The sequence below is a fragment of the Glaciimonas immobilis genome, from assembly GCF_011947285.1.
Lineage (GTDB): Bacteria > Pseudomonadota > Gammaproteobacteria > Burkholderiales > Burkholderiaceae_D > Glaciimonas > Glaciimonas immobilis.
In genome coordinates this window covers 39,091-53,442 of the sequence record NZ_JAAOZT010000007.1, presented here as the reverse complement: position 1 = coordinate 53,442, position 14,352 = coordinate 39,091, and the positions used below count along the sequence as shown (strand labels likewise).

Annotated in this window: 16 protein-coding genes; 6 read left to right on the top strand and 10 right to left on the bottom strand. The window is 50.3% G+C overall.

Annotation, left to right across the window (positions count from 1 at the left end; translation table 11 throughout):
• The first annotated feature begins 133 nt into the window (after window positions 1-133).
• The 3 genes from HAV38_RS11965 (at window position 134) to HAV38_RS11955 (ending at window position 2,503) form a co-directional block, all read left to right on the top strand.
• Window positions 134-1,081 carry a LysR substrate-binding domain-containing protein gene (locus tag HAV38_RS11965; RefSeq protein WP_168055626.1) on the top strand — a complete coding sequence of 316 codons (948 nt, stop codon included), beginning with the start codon at window positions 134-136 and terminating at the stop codon, window positions 1,079-1,081.
• A 155-nt stretch (window positions 1,082-1,236) separates the two neighbouring features.
• A complete protein-coding gene (gene ubiA / locus HAV38_RS11960) occupies window positions 1,237-2,091 on the top strand; it encodes a 4-hydroxybenzoate octaprenyltransferase (protein ID WP_168055625.1) in 855 nt (284 codons plus the stop codon).
• 88 nt (window positions 2,092-2,179) lie between these two features.
• Window positions 2,180-2,503 (top strand): ElaB/YgaM/YqjD family protein, encoded by a 324-nt coding sequence (locus tag HAV38_RS11955; RefSeq protein ID WP_168055624.1) that lies wholly within the window; start codon window positions 2,180-2,182, stop codon window positions 2,501-2,503.
• Between the two features lie 158 nt (window positions 2,504-2,661).
• On the opposite strand, the gene proC is transcribed toward HAV38_RS11955, so the two are convergent.
• Both proC and HAV38_RS11945 read right to left on the bottom strand, forming a co-directional pair.
• A complete protein-coding gene (proC, locus tag HAV38_RS11950) occupies window positions 2,662-3,486 on the bottom strand; it encodes a pyrroline-5-carboxylate reductase (protein ID WP_168055623.1) in 825 nt (274 codons plus the stop codon).
• Window positions 3,487-3,591: 105 nt separating this feature from the next.
• Window positions 3,592-4,329, bottom strand: coding sequence for a YggS family pyridoxal phosphate-dependent enzyme (locus HAV38_RS11945; protein WP_168055622.1), 738 nt, complete (start codon window positions 4,327-4,329; stop codon window positions 3,592-3,594).
• A gap of 120 nt (window positions 4,330-4,449) precedes the next feature.
• On the opposite strand from HAV38_RS11945, the gene HAV38_RS11940 reads away from it, so the two are divergent.
• From HAV38_RS11940 to HAV38_RS11930, 3 genes are read left to right on the top strand one after another with little or no spacing between them, the layout of a single operon-like run.
• Window positions 4,450-5,493 carry a type IV pilus twitching motility protein PilT gene (locus tag HAV38_RS11940; protein WP_168055621.1) on the top strand — a complete coding sequence of 348 codons (1,044 nt, stop codon included), beginning with the start codon at window positions 4,450-4,452 and terminating at the stop codon, window positions 5,491-5,493.
• Window positions 5,494-5,549: 56 nt separating this feature from the next.
• Entirely contained in the window at window positions 5,550-6,686 is a 1,137-nt protein-coding gene (locus tag HAV38_RS11935) for a PilT/PilU family type 4a pilus ATPase (protein WP_168055620.1), read from the top strand.
• The gene (locus tag HAV38_RS11930; protein ID WP_168055619.1) at window positions 6,683-7,204 is read left to right on the top strand and encodes a glutathione peroxidase; all 522 of its coding nucleotides are present in this window, start codon (window positions 6,683-6,685) and stop codon (window positions 7,202-7,204) included. The genes HAV38_RS11935 and HAV38_RS11930 overlap by 4 nt, the downstream gene beginning before the upstream one ends.
• Window positions 7,205-7,428: 224 nt before the next feature.
• On the opposite strand, the gene HAV38_RS11925 is transcribed toward HAV38_RS11930, so the two are convergent.
• The 8 genes from HAV38_RS11925 to HAV38_RS11890 all read right to left on the bottom strand — a co-directional run bounded on the left by HAV38_RS11925 (window position 7,429) and on the right by HAV38_RS11890 (window position 14,318).
• A complete protein-coding gene (locus HAV38_RS11925) occupies window positions 7,429-8,139 on the bottom strand; it encodes an MIP/aquaporin family protein (RefSeq protein WP_168055618.1) in 711 nt (236 codons plus the stop codon).
• Window positions 8,140-8,354: 215 nt separating this feature from the next.
• On the bottom strand, window positions 8,355-9,857 hold the full coding sequence (gene glpK / locus HAV38_RS11920; RefSeq protein ID WP_168055617.1) for a glycerol kinase GlpK: 1,503 nt from the start codon (window positions 9,855-9,857) through the stop codon (window positions 8,355-8,357).
• A gap of 272 nt (window positions 9,858-10,129) precedes the next feature.
• Window positions 10,130-11,668: a glycerol-3-phosphate dehydrogenase gene (gene glpD / locus HAV38_RS11915; protein ID WP_168055616.1), complete on the bottom strand. Its 1,539-nt coding sequence runs from the start codon at window positions 11,666-11,668 to the stop codon at window positions 10,130-10,132.
• Between the two features lie 435 nt (window positions 11,669-12,103).
• Window positions 12,104-12,493, bottom strand: coding sequence for a hypothetical protein (locus HAV38_RS11910; protein WP_168055615.1), 390 nt, complete (start codon window positions 12,491-12,493; stop codon window positions 12,104-12,106).
• Window positions 12,487-12,876 carry a hypothetical protein gene (locus HAV38_RS11905; RefSeq protein WP_168055614.1) on the bottom strand — a complete coding sequence of 130 codons (390 nt, stop codon included), beginning with the start codon at window positions 12,874-12,876 and terminating at the stop codon, window positions 12,487-12,489. The genes HAV38_RS11910 and HAV38_RS11905 overlap by 7 nt, the downstream gene beginning before the upstream one ends.
• Complete coding sequence (locus HAV38_RS22105) at window positions 12,870-13,328, bottom strand: DUF6402 family protein (protein ID WP_221313827.1); 459 nt, start codon at window positions 13,326-13,328, stop codon at window positions 12,870-12,872. The genes HAV38_RS11905 and HAV38_RS22105 overlap by 7 nt, the downstream gene beginning before the upstream one ends.
• On the bottom strand, window positions 13,255-13,761 hold the full coding sequence (locus HAV38_RS22100) for a DUF6402 family protein (protein WP_168055612.1): 507 nt from the start codon (window positions 13,759-13,761) through the stop codon (window positions 13,255-13,257). Before HAV38_RS22100 ends, HAV38_RS22105 begins: the two co-directional genes overlap by 74 nt.
• Entirely contained in the window at window positions 13,758-14,318 is a 561-nt protein-coding gene (locus HAV38_RS11890) for a PAAR domain-containing protein (RefSeq protein WP_168055611.1), read from the bottom strand. Before HAV38_RS11890 ends, HAV38_RS22100 begins: the two co-directional genes overlap by 4 nt.
• Window positions 14,319-14,352: the final 34 nt, after the last annotated feature.

Genomic DNA, 14,352 nt, shown 5'->3' with positions numbered 1-14,352 from the left:
TGGCTGACTGTGTTCGGATCGCGCCTTGTATTGCGTCTTGTATTGCGCTTGTCCCATCCGAAAACAGGCGTTGCTATTTGCTTCCTCGCACTATTTCGGAACCCTGTTTCAAAAAATATGCGAATATATTGATATGACACTAACTGAACTTAAATACATCGTCGCCGTGGCCCGCGTAAAGCATTTTGGCCATGCAGCTGAAGCCTGCTTCGTCGCACAGCCGACTCTTTCGGTCGCCATCAGAAAACTTGAAGAGGAACTGGGCGTCGCCATTTTTGAACGTGGTGGGAGTGAAATTTCTATCACGCCATTGGGCTTGCAAATTGTCGCTCAGGCTGAACGGGTGCTAGAACAAACTGCGACCATCCGCGAGATCGCCAATCAAAATAAAGATCCGCTCTCCGGACCGTTACGCCTTGGAATAATCTACACCATTGGCCCTTATCTGCTACCACCGCTGGTAAAAACAATCATCGACCGTGTGCCCCAGATGCCACTGGTGTTGCAAGAAAACTTCACCGTGCGCCTGCTTGAGCTTTTGCGTCAGGGCGAATTGGATGCAGCCATTATGGCGCTACCATTTCAAGAGCACGGCCTGATGGTGCAACCGTTGTACGATGAAGAATTCATTGTCGCGCTGCCAAAAGATCATACATGGGCCAATCGAAATAGTATTCTCGCGGAAGAACTAAAATCGGAAACCATGCTGTTGCTCGGCAATGGTCATTGCTTCCGCGATCAGGTGTTGGAAGTCTGTCCGGAGATGTCGCGTTTCTCCACGACTGGCGACGGCATCGCCCGCACCTTTGAGGGCTCATCGCTAGAGACCATCCGTCACATGGTCGCATCGGGAATCGGCATCACCGCCTTGCCACGGGCGTCGGTGCCGGATATGGAAACTCAGGAAGGCAACCTGCGCTATATTCCGTTTGCATCGCCACGGCCATCGCGTCGTGTCGTCATCGCATGGCGCAAAAGTTTTACCCGTATGGCTGCGATTGAATCGGTTCGACAAGCGGTACTGACGTGTGGCCTGTCCGGCGTGGAATTTTTGCCCGATTTAAAAATGATCGAGGGCTGACACGCTGGCTATGGCTCTGCGCAAAGCGGTGCAGATGCAGACCCCATGTAGAACATAGCGACGCGGTAAGCGCAAGCACACCGTGTCTCCGTGTCTATTAGAACTGTCCCCTGCACCTTTAAAAGCGCTATGAACCTATGCTATAAATCGATGCTATGAATCGACTCAAACTCTACTGCCAACTTATACGCATCGACAAACCCATTGGTATCTTGCTATTGCTATGGCCCACGCTAATGGCTCTCTGGTTAGCCAGCGATGGCAAACCAGACTGGAAGTTAGTGTGTATTTTCGCTCTGGGCACAGTTCTGATGCGATCCGCAGGCTGTGCCGTCAACGACTACGCCGACCGTGATTTTGACAAACACGTCAAGCGCACAGCGCAGCGTCCCCTGACCAGCGGCAAAATTGCCGGTTGGGAGGCGCTTATGGTCGCCGCAATTCTAGCGATCGCTTCGCTCCTATTGATTGGGCCGCTTAACCTGCTCACCAAACAACTATCGATTGCCGCAGTCATCATTGCCGGGACCTATCCCTACTTCAAACGGTTTTTTGCGATCCCGCAAGCCTATCTGGGGATCGCTTTCGGCTTCGGCATACCGATGAGTTTTGCAGCGGTTCAAAACACTGTTCCAGCCATGGCATGGGTGTTATTAATAGCGAACGTCTTTTGGGCAGTCGCCTATGACACCGAATATGCGATGGTCGATCGCGAGGACGATCTTCATATTGGTATCAAAACTTCCGCCATCACGTTTGGACGTTTTGATGTACTGGCCGTCATGCTTTGTTACGCCATTTGCTTCGCCCTGACCTTTTGGGTTGGCTGGCAGTTCGGATTGCGTGCATGGTTCAGTGCTGGTTTGCTGGTGGCAATTATATTTGCCGGTTATCATTACACATTGATACGTAAACGCGAACGGGCCGGTTGTTTTACTGCATTTCGCCATAACAACTGGCTGGGTGCGGCAGTATTCTGTGGCGCTGCACTAGACTATGCATTACGATAATAAATCAATACCAACTTATGTTCTTCTCACGGATACCGAGCTTCGCTTCGGTTGAATGACCTATTCACCCACCTGAAAGAGGCAAACAATGGCTATAAATACTGAATCATTAAAAGACGGACGCGACAACCTGAGCGGTGGCTTGAAGTCAGTCATGCAGGATGCGCAAGATCTCGTTGACGCAACAGGCGAAGAAGCTGACGATCGCTTTAAGGCCGCACGCGAAAAACTGAAAGCAGCCCTCCAGACGGCAAAATCAGAACTGCCGAAGGTCACCAAAAAAGCCGTAGAAAAGAGTAAACATGCGGCGCACGTTACGGACGAATATGTCGGCGGCAATCCTTGGACAGCAGTCGGGGTCGCTGCAGCTATTGGTTTGTTGGCAGGCGTTATCATTGGCCGTAGTAAATAAATACCGCCTTTTATACGCTCCCCGGCATGGGGAGCTTTATTCGTAATTTCCCGGATGAAGACCGCGCCTTTTTATGCAAATAAGCTTTGCGCTGAAATAGTATCAATGTAAGGCTACAGCAAAAAGTACCGCACTCTCCTCGGCTCCACCGTACGAATTCAATCACGCCCGAATTCAGCACCTAGTTCTTTGCCGCGCACCGCAGCCGCTTTAGCTGCCGCGATAATTGACGCTTTCACTCCGCTTTCTTCCAAACTATTCAATGCCGCATAAGTGGTGCCCCCTTTAGAGGTTACGCGCTCGCGCAGCACTGAGATGGGATCGGCGGATTCTGCTGCCAGATGCGACGCGCCCACGAAAGTGGCGATCGCCAGCGCATTACCCTGTTGCGCTGTCAAGCCCAACTCCTGTGCTGCCTGTTGCATCGCCTCTATGAAATAAAACACGTACGCTGGACCACTGCCGGAAATTGCGGTAACGGCATCAATCAGCGCTTCGTCGTCGAGCCAGATAGTCGAGCCGACCGCGCACAGTATCAAATCGGCCATTGCGCGTTGCTCTTCCGAGACACCCCTCGTGGCGACCATACCCGTGATGCCTTTACCGATCAGTGCCGGCGTGTTTGGCATGCAACGGACGATAGCGTCGTGTCCATTTAGCCAACGGGATAAATCGATCGCCTGAATGCCGGCCGCGATCGACAATACCAACTGACCGTGGATGTAAGGCAATAACTTATCCACTACTTGCTTCATCTGTTGTGGCTTTACGGCCAACACGACCACGTCGCTCGCGCTGATCGCTGCATCGATTGTCGCTGAGCTGGTGACGCCAAACTGCTGCGCCAAATGCTGTAGCGCGTCAGGGTTTACATCCACCACGTGAATGTTGCCGCCATCGGTGACTGTGCCTGCCAGCCCACCAATTAAGGCACTCGCCATATTGCCACCGCCGATAAAACTTATTTTAAGATTCTGATTCATGTCGTTTTGTCCTGATCGTTTTATAAAAATTACGGATTTTCACGAAGGTTGATTACAACGTCGATATCAATACTCAGCCCTTGCAATAGTTTGCATTCAGATAACTCAGGAATAATCCCGCTGTCCAAAAATGGCGCTCCCGATGCGCACAATCGTCGCGCCTTCTGCAATTGCCGCCTCCAGATCAGCAGACATCCCCATCGATAAAGTATCAAGCGACAAGCCGCTCTCTTGCAACTGGACGAATAGCGCTTTCACCTGCCGGAACGCGGCACGCTGTAAAACGCTATCGGCTGTCGGCTCGGGGATTGCCATTAAACCTCTTAAGGTTAAGCGCGGCATCGCCGCGATGGCATGCGCGACGGCCAGCGCATTCTCGGGAGACACACCGCTTTTGGTGGCCTCACCGCTGATATTCACCTGCAAGCACACATTTAGCGGAGGCAAATTCGGCGGGCGCTGGTCGGACAAACGCTGTGCAATTTTTTCACGCTCTATCGTGTGAACCCAATCAAAATGCTCGGCAATCGGGCGCGTCTTGTTACTTTGAATCGGTCCGATAAAATGCCATTCGATATGCGCCGCTCTATTAATCCCACCAACTCCGGCGTCAAGGCCAGCGTCAAGGCCAGCATCAACCGCACGCATCTTTTCCAATGCCTCTTGCAAATAATTCTCTCCAAACGCAGATTGCCCTGCTGTAATCGCTTCAAGCACCGCTTCGGCACCAAAAGTTTTTGAAACAGCTAATAACGCCACACTGTCAATAGGACGCGACGCTCCGCTAGTCACGCGGCGGATAGTTTCGTGCATAGCTTGCAACTTCTGAGATATTGAGGACATAATTGATTTGGTTGAACTTGTCGTACGGCAAACGGTTACATGCGAGGCGCCGCCTCATCGCATACGGCGCGACGGACTTTCCGTCATTCATATAAATAAAAAACAGCTCAGGGATTATAAATGGACATTACCGAACTTCTGGCTTTTTCGGTCAAGAATAAGGCTTCCGATCTGCATTTATCCGCCGGTCTGCCACCGATGATCCGGGTAAATGGCGATGTTCGACGCATAAATTTGCCGCCACTAGATCATAAGGGCGTGCACAGCATGATTTACGACATTATGAACGACGGTCAGCGCAAAGTGTATGAAGAAAACCTGGAGTGTGATTTCTCCTTTGAGATTCCGGGTCTGGCGCGCTTTCGGGTCAACGCATTTAATCAGGATCGCGGTGCGGCGGCAGTCATGCGGACCATCCCGTCCAAAATCCTGTCTTTAGAACAACTTAATACGCCGCGTATTTTCACCGAGCTTGCACTGAGACCACGTGGCCTGGTGTTGGTTACCGGCCCGACCGGATCGGGCAAATCCACAACGCTGGCGGCGATGGTTAATCACGTCAATGAAAACGAGTACGCGCATATTCTGACGATTGAAGATCCGATTGAGTTTGTCCATCAGTCCAATAAATGCCTGATCAATCAACGAGAAGTCGGACCGCACACGCACTCTTTTGATAACGCGCTTCGCTCGGCACTGCGGGAAGATCCCGATGTCATTCTGGTCGGCGAACTGCGCGATCTGGAAACTATCCGACTGGCGCTGACAGCGGCGGAAACCGGCCATCTGGTGTTCGGCACGCTGCATACCTCCTCCGCTGCAAAAACGATTGACCGGATCGTCGACGTATTTCCCGGTGAAGAAAAAGAGATGGTACGATCAATGTTATCCGAGTCGCTCCAAGCGGTTATTTCGCAAACCTTACTCAAGACCAAAGACGGCGCCAGCCGTGTAGCTGCGCATGAAATTATGCTGGGAACGCCGGCTATCCGCAGCTTGATTCGTGACAGCAAAATCGCGCAGATGTATTCAACCATCCAGACTAGCAGCAATGTCGGCATGCAAACCCTGGATAGCAATCTCACTGATCTGGTGAAGCGCAATATTATCTCTGTTGCCACCGCGCGTTCAGCGGCTAAATCGCCGGACAATTTCCCGGGCTAGTCATAACCCACTAACTCTTATACTATTTACCGACTTATTGTTAGGCAGGGAACACAATGGAACGCGATCAGGCCACTAAATTCATGCAGGACTTGCTACGCTTGATGGTCAGTAAGCGTGGCTCTGATCTGTTCATCACCGCAGAATTTCCTCCGGCATTCAAGCTCGACGGTAAGATGACGCCAGTTTCTAATCAACCGCTGACACCCGCGCATACGATTGATATGGCGCGCGCGATCATGAACGATAAGCAAGCGGCCGAATTTGAGGCCAGCAAAGAATGTAACTTTGCAATCACACCGGGCGGGATCGGTCGCTTCAGGGTTTCGGCGTTTATGCAACAAGGCCGCGTTGGCATGGTGCTGCGCGCCATCAACACAGAAATCCCTAAATTCGACGATCTCGGTTTGCCCGAAACGCTAAAAGAAGTAGCGATGACCAAACGCGGACTGGTCATCATGGTCGGTGCCACCGGCTCCGGCAAATCGACGACGTTAGCGGCAATGATCGGCTATCGCAACGAAAATAGTCATGGACACATCATCACTATTGAAGATCCGATTGAATACGTGCACCCGCATAAAAACTGCGTCATTACGCAGCGCGAAATCGGTGTCGACACCGAAAGCTGGGAGGTCGCGCTCAAGAACACATTGCGCCAGGCACCCGATGTTATTTTGATCGGAGAAATCCGCGACCGTGAGACCATGGAGCACGCAATTGCCTTCGCTGAAACCGGTCATTTATGTCTTGCGACGCTACATGCAAATAGTGCCAATCAGGCGCTGGACCGGATCATTAATTTTTTCCCCGAAGAGCGGCGTGCGCAATTGCTAATGGATCTTTCTTTGAATTTGCGCGGCGTCGTATCGCAACGCCTGATACCACTAAAAGCCACCAAAGGGCGCTGCACAGCGGTAGAAATTTTGCTCAATTCACCGCTGATATCGGATTTGATTTTCAAGGGCGACGTCCATGAAATCAAAGAGACCATGAAAAAATCACGCGAACTCGGCATGCAGACGTTCGATCAGGCTTTGTTCGATTTATTCGAGGCCGACAAAATCACTTATGAAGATGCGTTACGCAATGCGGACTCAGTCAACGACCTTCGTCTGGCGGTCAAGTTGCATGGCAAAGCAGCGCATACGCGCGATTTATCGACGGGTACAGAACATTTAGGATTGGTATGACTAATCAAACAGACCCAACAAGCGGCACTAGAGCCGCCACCATCTATGACTTTGCCGTTGAGCGACTGGACGGCACACCAGCGATGCTGTCCGACTATCGCGGCAAAGTGGTGCTGATCGTCAATACCGCGAGTAAATGCGGCTTCACGCCACAATACAAAGGGCTGGAAGAAATCTACGGCAAATATCGCAGCCGAGGCTTTGAAATATTGGGCTTCCCCTGCAATCAGTTCGGGTCGCAAGAACCCGGCAGCGCAGAAGAAATCGGTGCATTTTGCGAGAAAAACTACGGCGTTAATTTTCCTCTCTTCGCCAAGATTGATGTCAACGGCAATAAGGCCGCACCGCTATTTCAATATCTAAAAACCGCCGCGCCGGGCTTACTAGGCAGCGAAGGAATCAAATGGAATTTCACCAAGTTCCTGATCAATAAAGACGGCACCGTTTTTGACCGCTACGCGCCACAAACCAAGCCAGAATCATTATCCGGCGACATCGAAAAATTGCTCGCAGAATAAAAAAGGCGCAACCCACAGGCTGCGCCAAAATACTGCGGAGAGAACTTGATGACGGTTGTCTCAATCAGACTTTTTTCGGAACCGTAGCGAACGTCGCATAGGCAAGGCGCACGAGGAACACAAACCACAGCAACCGGAATGGTCTTTAGACCAGAAGGATTACGAGCACCGCAGGATTAATGTTGCGGAAGTATTCGTGCCGCGCAGTAGGTTCCGAAGGAAGTCTAGGCGCAACTTAAATCATACAGCAACGCCGCCAATACACCACCTGTAAGAGAACCCAGTATAGGAACAAAAGCGTAACCCCAATCGCTATCGCGTTTACCTGGAATTGGCAATAACGCATGCATCAGACGCGGCCCCAGGTCACGCGCAGGATTAATAGCGTAACCGGTTGTGCCGCCCAGCGACACACCGATACTCATCACTAACAACGCAACTGGCAACGCATCCAATGCACCTAATCCAAATTTAGGCGATGCAATGCTTAATACGCCAAACACCAGCACAAACGTACCAACGATCTCGGAAATAAGATTTGCGCCTATACTGCGTATCGCCGGGCCGGTGCAAAACACCGCCAGTTTGGTATCGCTATCAGAGGTTTGCTCGAAGTGGTTGCGATACACCAGCCAGACTAAAAGAGCCCCCATCATTCCACCCAGCATCTGGGCCGCGATGTAACCGGGAACACTCGACCATGCAAATTTGCCCGCCACTGCCAATGCCACCGTGACAGCGGGATTGAGATGCGCACCGCTAGAGGACGCCACAGTAAAAACACCCACAAATACTGCCATGGCCCAGCCCACCGCAATCACGATCAAGCCGCTGCCATTGCCTTTGGTTTTACTCAATATCACATTAGCGACTACACCATTTCCCAACAAGACAACCAGAGTTGTCCCCACAAATTCTGCCAACAAGGGAGTCATATGCAAACTTTCGAGAACAGATACGGAAATGAGGCCCACGTAGCCCTCAACGGCTGTGGCAAAGCAACAATGAGGCCGTGAATAATCTTTAGTTCTAGTTATAGTTCTAGCTGTAGTTCAAGCTATAGCGCTACTAGAATTCAGGTACCATTCTGTCGCGGTAAGCTTGGAACATACCGTACCCGCACATACTTGCCTACGACGCCTTTACGCAACTAGGCGTCGTCGTTAGCCCAGGAAACCGCCGCGACAATCGCGCGCCGCCAGCCTTTGATATTGGCCTTGACCTCAGCGGCAGGCATTTCAGAGTGAAAGCGCCGGTCTAACTGCCATTGTCCGCGCACATCATCCGTGCTGCTCCAATATCCAACGGCAAGCCCCGCGAGATAGGCGGCACCAAGGGCCGTGGTTTCGGTAACTTTTGGTCGAACGACATCGACGCCCAGAATATCGGACTGAAATTGCATTAGCAGATTATTGGCCGTGGCACCCCCATCTACCCGCAATTCCGAAATAACGATTCCTGAATCCGCTTCCATTGCCTGCAATACGTCCATAGTCTGATAGGCGATACTGTCGAGTGCCGCCCGCGCATAATGGGCCGACGTCGTGCCGCGCGTGATACCGAATATGGTGCCGCGTGCATGCGGGTTCCAATGCGGCGCGCCCAGACCAGCAAAGGCAGGGACCAGATAAACGCCATCGGTATCCTTGACGCTACCGGCCAGGTTTTCGACCTCTGCGGAGGTTTGAATCAGCCCCAAGCCATCACGCAACCACTGCACCACCGCTCCGCCAATGAAGATGCTGCCTTCCAATGCATAATGCACCTCATCGCCGATCTTCCAGGCCACGGTGGTCAGCAAATTATTTTTGGAAATTATCGGCTTGGTGCCGGTATTCATCATCATAAAACAACCGGTCCCGTAAGTATTCTTGACCATTCCCGGCGCGGTGCACATCTGCCCAAACAATGCAGAATGTTGATCACCCGCGATACCAGCGATGGGAATTACGGCGCCAAATGCTATCTTTTCGGTATTGCCATACACCTCACTGGATGATTTTACCGTTGGCAACATACTACGTGGCACGCCGATGATATCTAATAATTCGTCATCCCAGTCCAGCGTATGGATGTTAAACAACATGGTCCGCGACGCGTTGGAAACGTCCGTGATATGCAACTTGCCGGACGTCATATTCCACACTAGCCAAGTATCAACGGTACCGAACGCCAGATTGCCTTGGTCGGCCAGTTGCTGCGCCCCGTCGACGTTATCGAGAATCCAGCGTATTTTGCTCCCTGAGAAATACGGATCGACCAATAATCCCGTCTTTTCACGGATTTTTTCTGCGAGGCCGCGCCCTTTAAGTGCATCGCAAAACGATGCGGTGCGTCGATCCTGCCAGACTATAGCGTTATAAATCGCCTTGCCGGTGCGCCGATCCCATACGATAGTGGTTTCGCGCTGGTTAGTGATACCGATAGCAGCGATAGCGTTGTTATGCAGACCGACACTGGCCGCGGCTTCTGCGGCGACGCTGACCTGCGATGACCAGATTTCTTGCGGATCGTGTTCGACCCAGCCCGGCTGAGGATAGATTTGACGAAATTCTTTTTGGGCCGAATAGACGATGTTGCCCTGCCGATCAAATAAAATCGCGCGGGAGCTGGTCGTGCCCTGATCGAGGGCCAAAATGTATTTGTCTTTCAACTTGTCTACTCCAAGGTTGGAGGCGCGTGCGTGCGCCACTATTTTTATGATTCTTTAGGACTTACGCAAAATCGCCCCAGCGGCGTCTGGCTTTCCTAGCTGCACTGGGACACTGTGGGCGTCGGCAGGGTTAGCAAGCCTGATGGTGGGATGGTTTTGTATAAGTCTATTAAATTAACTAAGATGCTGCGTCTTATTAACGTTTTAGCGATTGCGTTCGCTCCCTCAATGCTTTGACTTAAATTGAGTCCAATCAGCCCATTCAGACCGATTTAGGCATTTACACCCATCTGAATATTTGACTCGGCACTCCGCTCTTCCAGCCATGCCGTTAGTCGTGTGATGGCATCCCCGTCGAGTCGTAATCCCAGCTTTGAGCGGCGCCAGATAATGTCTTCCGCAGTGAGTGCCCACTCCTTATCCATCATATATCGCACCTCAATCTCGTATAAATCAGCACCAAAAAGCTCGCCGAGACCAACGATAGTATTCACGCCGTCCAGCAATGCGCTAACGCGGCTACCGTAGGCATGCGCGTAACGCTTGGCGGTGGCTGCGGGCAACCAGGCGTAACGCTGCTGAAACTGTTTGAGAAAGCGCGGAAAATCTGCATTTTCGATATCGCCGCCCGGCAATGGCGCGTCGGCCGTCCATGCTTGCGCTTTCATATAGCTAAACAATGGTTGCAGCTTCTCCATGGCCTCCTCCGCCAAACGACGGTAAGTGGTAATTTTGCCACCGAATACGGACAATACCGGGGCCATCTCGGGCTCTGTCGTCAGTTCCAGGCGATAGTCACGCGTCACCGCCGATGGATTGGCGACCTCTTCTTCCAGCAACGGACGCACGCCGGACCATGACCACACAACTTGCGATGGCGACACCGGAATATTGAAATAACGATTAACAGACTCGCACAAATAGGCGGTTTCTTCTTCCGAAATATCGACCTTGGCAGGGTCGCCACTGTACTCAACGTCAGTAGTGCCGATTGCAGTAAAGTCATTCTCGTAAGGAATCGCAAAGACAATCCGCTTGTCAGGATTCTGAAAAATATAGGCGTGATCGTGATCGAACAGGCGCTTAGTCACAATATGGCTGCCCTTGACCAGACGGATATGATGCCGCGCCGCCGTGTTCAATGCGCCGCTGAGCAAACTTGCTACCCAAGGACCGGCCGCGTTGACGACACAACGCGCCTTAACATGCGTGTTTTCGCCAGTGATCGTCGACTGCAACGTCGCGTCCCAATAGAGCGTTCCTTGCCTGGCTGCAATCAACCGCGTTTTGGTCATCACCGTCGCACCGCGTTCGCGGGCATCCATCGCATTGAGCACCACCAGACGTGCATCCTGAACGGCTGCGTCGGAGTACACAAAACCTTTTTTGAACGACTTTTTCAATGGCGCACCAGAGACATGCGACCGAAAATCGATACCACGCGATCCCGGCAATACTTTCCGCTTGCTCAAATGATCATATAAAAATAGACCCGCGCGTATCATCCACGCAGGCCGTAAGCTGGACACATGCGGCATCACAAAGCGCAAAGGCGAAATGATGTGCGGTGCCAGACGCAGTAATACTTCGCGCTCCTGCAACGCCTTGCGCACCAGACTGAACTCGTAATGCTCCAGATAGCGCAGACCGCCGTGGATAAGCTTGGTGCTGGCAGAGGAAGTATGTGCGGCCAGATCATCCTGTTCGCATAGCAACACGCTCAAACCGCGCCCGATCGCATCCCGGGCGATGCCCGCCCCATTAATCCCGCCACCGACCACCAACAAATCAACAATTTCACTTGCACTCACAATTAACCTCTTAAGTCGGTTATTGATTTCGGCACCATGCGTTCTGCATTGACTTAAAGACAATTGAAATATCTATGTGCCGAAAGCAATAATTATCTATATTCGAAATTATAATGTTCGAATTCGAACATTCAAAGACAAATCTTTTAATTGGTGATTGTTGTACGATAGCAATATTTGTTGGTTAAATGGTATGTTTTTGCTCTGAAGGGCCATTCAGGCTAAATTCACGTCCTCCGTAAGGTCCGCGTCCGGGGACACCGTTAAATGAAACCCATTTCTCAACACTGAAAACTTTGTTTATTTGATAGTAAAATTTTTTATTTGAACTGTATTCTTTTTCTCCGTAAGGTGTTCCCTAGAGCCATTTGAAATAAAGAAGATAGACCATTAACGTTAAAATGATTGTGAAAAGCCACCATCTTTTTTTAAGCTTCACCATGGTTTCCGTGAACTTTTCGGAAGCTTAATATTGTCATCGTTCGTATCGCTAACGCCAGCCATGACAACAAGTTCATCGTCTGTCCAAAATATGGTAGCAATAGGTATTCCTTTTGCGTAAGTTTCACCAATGAATTTACCCTCCGCTGTGTACGCCAGGACGTATCCGTGTTTATCGTAGTTGAAAGTATTTCCAGGGACACCTACATATGGGATCCATTCATCAATGCTGAAGACTTTATGTATTTGATAGTAAAATTTTCTATTTTGGCTATATTCTTTTTCTCCGTAAGGTGTTCCCTCGTGCCATTTAAAATAAAGAAGATAGGCCATCAACGGTAAAATTATTATAAAAAGCAACCATCTTTTTTTGACTTTTACCATGGCAGTTCCGCAGTAGATGGAAGTTGGATTCTTCCATCGCCGTAATTGTTACGTGAACCGTCCATAACTGCAAGAACGTCATCAGTCCAGAATACGACCGCCCTAGGTACCCCATCTGCGAAAACCTCGCCAATAAGTTTTCCGTCAGCCGAGTATGCCCTGACGTAGCCGTCTTTGTCGGAAAATCCAGCGCTTCCCGGGAGGGCAAACGGAACCCATTCCTCTGGAGTGAAAACTCTATACCGTTGATAGTAAAACTCATTATTCGGGCTATATATTTTTTTTCCATAAGGTGTTCCCTCGTGCCATTTGGAATAAATCAGATACATCATCAACGGTAAAATAGTTATGAAAAGTAGCCATCTTTTTTTGACTTTTACCATGGCATCGGGGTCTTCATTCCTGCAGGAACCTTTAACCACATCACATCCGAATACACGACGAAATCGCCACCTGCTTGATGCCGCTTCTGATACCGCCGAAAATCATCGTTAAAGACAGGCACAAGGCTTGGAAACATCTCGGCGATTTTACTGTTCTCGCGCGCGTTGTACATTAACATATAGACGGTCATCTCCGCCTTGGACAATAACCGGCTTTTACTCCACACTCCCAAGGGAAACATTTGTTCAAATGTTGAATCACTATTGAAATCATAGGTGTCGCGTAAATAAATGCCGATATGCTGAACGATAAATTCATCCTGTCGGAATAGGTAATTCACCCGAGTTTCACCGACGACAGCCAGCTTAAAAATGCCTTTACCAACAGCGCCATACAGTTCGTCCAGAACATCCGTTTTTGAACCAAATCCTTGATAATTGACCTGGCACACACTCCAGTTCACGCGCGGACATTGAGCGCTTGCCTAACTTGAAAGGTATTAACTTCTTCGGTTTCCAACCAGATTTAATTAAGCGTTTTTTCAGTTCAACCTTTCCATTCTCCGTCGCCCAGTTTTTATACACGTAATCAAACGCCTCCGCTGCACGGGGAAATTTCAGTAGCCACGCCATCTTGATAATCTGATCGTCGTATTGCGTCTGATCAAGACTGATCGGATCGACCTTACCTTCTTTTACTTCTTGCGGCATCGCCCAACCGGTATCCAACGAAAACCAGTGATTCATAATTTCGGCGGCGATATCCCATCCCATTTTTTCCATGATGTCGGGAAGATCCCTAAGCTGCAATATCTCGATAAAACACTTCACACCCTTGCGATCACTGCATGGAGTTGTCATTGCTGTGGCAATCGGTACGCTCATTTTCGATCCACTCCCAGTCTGGTTTGTACTGCGTATAACAAATCGATTTTGTCCGATGTAGAAGAATAACTTTCTACCGTTTTACCCTCAGCATCAACGCCGCCGTGATGTTCTTCCGATGCAGATTTGAGTCCGTAGACAACGTGTTCCACCGCATGCAGACTCACGCTATCGACCATCACAAAATGTTGGTCGTAATCGCTACCGGCATTACCGAGAGCATCATTTTTTTCCGCGTTACCAAAATTTAATCCCGATAGTGCAGCGTAACCCTCTGTATAAAAAGTGGATTGCGAGGCGATCAAGCGTGGTGGTGGATCGCATTTGCAAATACACAAATCGCCATCAAGCGCGGCTTCTTTGCCGTGGGAACCGGTGTTCGAAATGCGGGTGCCGGAACAGCGAATAATCCCGGTAGATTTGCAACTGCGGCAATCAATTTTGTCGCCCTCATAAGCGCGATGCCGACCTTGACAGCGGTTGGTGGAAAGGCCCTCTGTTACGAACCCTTTTGCGGTCGTGAGGTCGCCGATAAGAATGTAATAGCGTTTAGCCAATGGCGTTCCTGATAAGTTGATCTTCGTAAAGTGC

Coding starts and splice junctions, on each gene's coding strand:
- HAV38_RS11930 (WP_168055619.1), top strand. CDS start 6,683: ATGACTAATCAAACAGACCCAACAAGCGGCACTAGAGCCGCCACCATC.
- HAV38_RS11910 (WP_168055615.1), bottom strand. CDS start 12,493: ATGGTAAAAGTCAAAAAAAGATGGTTGCTTTTTATAATAATTTTACCG.
- HAV38_RS11940 (WP_168055621.1), top strand. CDS start 4,450: ATGGACATTACCGAACTTCTGGCTTTTTCGGTCAAGAATAAGGCTTCC.
- HAV38_RS11965 (WP_168055626.1), top strand. CDS start 134: ATGACACTAACTGAACTTAAATACATCGTCGCCGTGGCCCGCGTAAAG.
- HAV38_RS11935 (WP_168055620.1), top strand. CDS start 5,550: ATGGAACGCGATCAGGCCACTAAATTCATGCAGGACTTGCTACGCTTG.
- HAV38_RS11905 (WP_168055614.1), bottom strand. CDS start 12,876: ATGGTAAAAGTCAAAAAAAGATGGCTACTTTTCATAACTATTTTACCG.
- proC (WP_168055623.1), bottom strand. CDS start 3,486: ATGAATCAGAATCTTAAAATAAGTTTTATCGGCGGTGGCAATATGGCG.
- HAV38_RS11955 (WP_168055624.1), top strand. CDS start 2,180: ATGGCTATAAATACTGAATCATTAAAAGACGGACGCGACAACCTGAGC.
- HAV38_RS11925 (WP_168055618.1), bottom strand. CDS start 8,139: ATGACTCCCTTGTTGGCAGAATTTGTGGGGACAACTCTGGTTGTCTTG.
- HAV38_RS22100 (WP_168055612.1), bottom strand. CDS start 13,761: ATGAGCGTACCGATTGCCACAGCAATGACAACTCCATGCAGTGATCGC.
- HAV38_RS11945 (WP_168055622.1), bottom strand. CDS start 4,329: ATGTCCTCAATATCTCAGAAGTTGCAAGCTATGCACGAAACTATCCGC.
- ubiA (WP_168055625.1), top strand. CDS start 1,237: ATGAATCGACTCAAACTCTACTGCCAACTTATACGCATCGACAAACCC.